Annotated in this window: 4 protein-coding genes; 2 read left to right on the top strand and 2 right to left on the bottom strand. The window is 58.3% G+C overall.

All coding sequences use genetic code 11. The annotated features are described in order from the left end of the window. Positions 1-1,108: tRNA uridine-5-carboxymethylaminomethyl(34) synthesis enzyme MnmG (mnmG, locus tag EOM25_12435; GenBank protein ID NCC25980.1), on the top strand; the 1,108-nt coding region annotated here is incomplete at its 5' end. 73 nt (positions 1,109-1,181) lie between these two features. Here the strand turns inward: mnmG and EOM25_12430 are convergent. Both EOM25_12430 and EOM25_12425 read right to left on the bottom strand, forming a co-directional pair. Continuing rightward, positions 1,182-2,621 carry an IPTL-CTERM sorting domain-containing protein gene (locus EOM25_12430; protein ID NCC25979.1) on the bottom strand — a complete coding sequence of 480 codons (1,440 nt, stop codon included), beginning with the start codon at positions 2,619-2,621 and terminating at the stop codon, positions 1,182-1,184. Continuing rightward, complete coding sequence (locus EOM25_12425; GenBank protein ID NCC25978.1) at positions 2,611-3,972, bottom strand: hypothetical protein; 1,362 nt, start codon at positions 3,970-3,972, stop codon at positions 2,611-2,613. The genes EOM25_12430 and EOM25_12425 overlap by 11 nt, the downstream gene beginning before the upstream one ends. A gap of 282 nt (positions 3,973-4,254) precedes the next feature. Between EOM25_12425 and EOM25_12420 the strand changes: the two genes are divergently transcribed. Further along, positions 4,255-4,641, top strand: a 387-nt coding sequence (locus EOM25_12420; GenBank protein NCC25977.1) for a hypothetical protein, incomplete at its 3' end; no start/stop codon positions are given.

Raw genomic sequence — 4,641 nt, 5'->3', positions numbered from 1 at the left:
GGCCGGATTCGACCGCTCGCCCCTGTTCCAGGGAGTCATCACCGGAATCGGGGCCCGCTACTGCCCATCCATCGAGGACAAAGTTGCCCGATTCCCGGATCGCCCCAGACATCAGATCTTTGTCGAGCCCGAGGGCCTGGACCACCCCGAGGTCTATCCCAACGGCATTCCCACCAGTCTGCCCCTTGAAGTCCAAAAGGCCATGCTCGGGACCATTCCCGGCCTGGAGCGGGCCGTCATCGTCCGGCCCGGCTACGCCATCGAATACGACTACGTGCCGCCGGAACAATTGCTGGCCACCTTCGAGACCAAGGCCGTGTCCGGCCTGTACCTGGCCGGCCAGATCAACGGCACCTCCGGCTACGAGGAGGCCGCCGCCCAGGGCCTCTGGGCCGCTCTGAACATCGTCTGCCGCCACCGGAAGACCGATCCTTTCCTGCCCGGCCGGGACCAGGCCTACATGGCCGTACTGGCCGACGACCTGGTCACCAGGGGAACCCGGGAACCCTACCGCATGTTCACCTCCCGGGCCGAATATCGCCTTCTCCTCCGGGAAGGAAATGCCGACCGTCGCCTGACCCCTCTGGGCCGGGATCTGGGTCTCGTGGGCGACGCCCAATGGGAGGCCTTCCGGACCAAGGACCGGCTTCTGCGGGAAACCCTGGAAGCCCTGGATTCGGTCGTCGTTCGCCCCGACGCCGCCACCCGGGACATCCTGGACGCCATGGGGGCCTCGGCCCCGGGAAAGGCCGTGCCCCTGACCGCCATACTTCGACAGCCCGGCCTGACCATCCGGGACCTTACGCCCCTCTGGCCGCCCCTGGCCGCCCTGCCTGCGGACGTTCTGGCCGAGGCCGAAACCGAGGCCAAGTACCAAGGCTATCTGGCCCGCCAGGAAGACCTTGTCCATCGAAGCCTGGGCCGGGAACGCGCCCTTCTCCCCCCGGACCTGGACTATTCTACTGTTGCCGGCCTCTCCCGGGAGGTGACCGAAAAGCTGGCCTCGGCTCGCCCGGCCACCCTGGGCCAGGCCGGACGAATCTCCGGGATCACCCCAGCCGCTCTGTCGTGTCTGGAGATCCACCTCAAGAAAATCGGGGCCATCTGAAGGCCGAGATATCCACCCGCATATCACGACGACCTGCAGGTCACGCTCCGCCAAGCCAAACCTATGGCCGGGGCTATCGTTGCCAGCCCCTTCTTCCCCTCATAAGAAGAAAAATTAAAACTGAAGCCAGGATCAGCATCCCCCATTCCGAAAGGGCTGGGATGGGGCAAGGCCCCGGATCGGGAGTGACCCCGGGCAGAAAAGGATAGCCATGTCCATCGCAAATGGCCCATGTCTGGGTAAAATCCCACCCAACATAGGACGACGATGTTTGCATGCGCTCGGTCGGAAGCCCTTGCCCCCCGGCAGAAACGGTCATTCCACTCGAGATGATGTCCCAATACGACGAAGTGATCACGCTGCCAGGATCGTCATCGGCGCCGATCAGGCCCCCCACATCGATTGCAGCATTGCCGCAATCGCCGAGATATCCACTTGCGTAGCAACGTGTGATCTCGCATTGTTGCCCGATAATTCCAATAAGACCCCCAACCGCTTCCTCGCCGGTCGCGCTTCCTTGGGCATAGCTGTCGACAATTCGTCCAAAACCCATGCCGCCGCAAAGGCCGCCCACTCCGTACAAGCCGTTGACACTTCCAAAGGCACAACACCGCTCCACCGAACATCCCTCCTCCTGAATACCTATCAGTCCTCCTGCATAAAATAAGGCTTCTACCGGTCCTTCAGCCACGCAGTTTTGAAGCAGACTCGAAGACGATGCGCCCAACAGACCTCCCGCACCAACCATTAAGGCTGTGCAGGCAGCCGAGGAAGAGCTCTCCTTGACCTCACTCTCATCGAGATAACCTATCAAACCACCGATGAAATATGCGCCAAAGACCGTGCCTGAAACGTGGCAATTTTCAATTTCGCTCCCATTAATAGCTATTCCAGTCAAACCCCCTACTCCATTTATACCCCGGATAGTTACTCCAAATAGTTTTAAATTCGAAATGCTTGCATTGTCCAAAAAACCAAAAAAACCAAAGTCGAGAACACCCAAATAAAATCGATCGATAAAAATTCCGGTGATTCCATGTCCTCGACCGTCGAAGGTTCCAGTAAAAGGCACCGTTTCGTTGCCAATTGGTGGCCAGCCTGTATGATTGCCGGACGGAAGTAGCAAACCCCAGTTCTCTGTGTCCGATGCATCGATATCGGCCAATATTTGGAAGGAATCACTCCAACTCGCCGGATTTTGCGTAATCCAATATAAATGGGACAAGGTCTCAACCTGTCTGGGATTGCCGAGAGGTTCGACCGGAATTGGTTCGGCATAAAGCCCATTGGGAAAAAACATCATTGCCGTTATGATGGCTACAAAAACATACAACATCGGAGATCTTTTCTTCATGAACCACACGTCCCAATTTTTGATGTTCAAAAACACGATCAACAGCCTTGGGTTACTCCGCCTCGATGTGAGAAAAAAATGAGGACGCTCGTGGCCACTTTGGTCATGAAGGCCCTGAACCGAAACATATTTGCTACGACCACCATCTTCAGTTTTCAAGCAACATCATGATTACACCGGGCGGAAAAGCTCTCCCAGCTCCCCCGACCACACGCCAGACATGGACCACGCAGGCATTGGTCTCACCGCCCATTCCCCGCTCGACCATGAACACCCGGCCATTTTCACTGTCAAAGGTCATTCCGCCGGCATTCCAGCAGGTGACCCCGGTCTGGTAGAACTCGCCCGGCTTCCACACTGCGTAGGGCAACACGCTCCAAGGGTCGACCTGCCCCTTGGCTATGTCCCCAAGGGCGTGGACGTCGTAGAAGATGACTTGGCGCTCGCTCGGATCGCAATGATAGCCCTGACCGTCTCCACAGGGATCGCCGCATCCGGCCCCGCCATAGCAGTTCCGACTGCCCTTGAGCCCGAGGAGCATGACGGCCCTCTTGGATCCGGTGTCCACAAAGGCCCCGCCGGTCCAGTCATCGCACATGGAAAAGAAAGGATAGTCGCATTCGGCCGTGGGCCCGACGTTGGGCCCGGCGCACCCCGGATACTTGACCCGGTAGTAGAGAAACGGCAGGGCATCGAGGTTGCCTGTGGGGTCATCCGAATCCAGGGCCCGGAAAGCGAACAGGGTCGGACCCTGGGAGCCGCCGTCCGTGGTCACGGGATCTATCGATGCCGGAGTGCCCCGGGAGCGCCCCGTCACCAAGCGCCGGCCCCCGAGATACTGGTCAGCGTACCACTGGGGCACGGTGAACAGATAGGAACCCATCTTCCGACCGTGAAATGGAACGGATTCCGGCCCGACATGAAACACACCCCGGGCCCCGGTACCGTCCATGTTCGACATCCAGATGGTCGGAAATGAGCCCTCTCCAAATATCCCTTCGGCGTACCAGGCCTCCAGTGCTCCGTAGACCTTGTCCCTACTCTGGGATCCGGACCTTGGCATATATTCGATATCACTGACGAAAACATACTCCCGATGCACCGTGGCCGCCAGTCCCTGGTCGTAGTTGATCATTCCGCCCGAGAGCTGGGCCATTGGCAGGGACTCCCAGTTAAAAGCCTTGGTCGGCGTGGGAATGAGCACCTGCCCGTAGTAGGAGTTGCAGCTCCAAGATGGATCCCAGCAAGCCTCGGCCGGATGCTCCGGGCTGGACGGGGACTGGAATCCGGTCACCAACAGGCTCCCCTGGCCGCCGATGCCTGAAGGATAGTAGGACATGCCCAGTGCCCCCCAATTGAACTCGTCCGGCAGGCGGAAGGCCCCCTGGTAGACGAGGTCCGAAGGCTGAAGCCGTTCGGCCGGAATGTCTGCGGCCATTGCATAAAAGGGGGCCACCAGAAGCAAATCCGTCAAAATGATCAGGCCCAAGGTATGAAATGCAGTAATCACCGACCCTTGGATTATATTCCGAGGCCCATTCATTATGCTTCCCCCCAAAAATACAATTATACTCCACGTTCGAGTCCACTTATCACTCCCAAGGCCCGCTGGCCATACCCTCTTGAGCAATTATTTTGCCCAATCCGCCATGACCTTCCTTCCGAGAAACAGACTGTCCGCGCCCGGCCCCGCTAGCTGGTCGCCCCACTTCCCTCCTGTTTTTCCTTTGACAGCCCCGGCCGGTCGTGGTGTAAAAAAAATCTCTACACAAAACGCGACCACGAGGTTTCCATGCTCCGTATCTTATTGGTTCCGTTCCTGGTCCTGACCATGTGGGTCGGCCCGATTGCGGCCTTGGCCGATCCCCTGGACGATGAAATCGAGGGAATCGTCAAGGATTTTCAGATCCACATGAACCGGCTCGACCCGGCCACCAAATATCATGTCGTGGTCCGATTCTTCATCGACTCCACAAGCAAAAAGGCCAACCGCCTGACCGATGAAATCGAAAGGACTCTTGTCGAAACCATAATCGATCGTCTGGGAGACCGCCAGAATATCATCGTCCTTGAACGGAACCGCCTCAAGGACCTGGACCGGGAGATGACCTTCGACACCGACGGAGAGATGACCTGGGACAAGCAGATGTTCCCGAAGCCTGGGGAGGGGTTCCTGACC

Source organism: Deltaproteobacteria bacterium (assembly GCA_009929795.1).
In the GTDB taxonomy this organism is placed as follows: Bacteria; Desulfobacterota; Desulfovibrionia; order Desulfovibrionales; family Desulfomicrobiaceae; genus RZZR01.
This window is presented reverse-complemented; position numbering and strand designations above follow the sequence as displayed.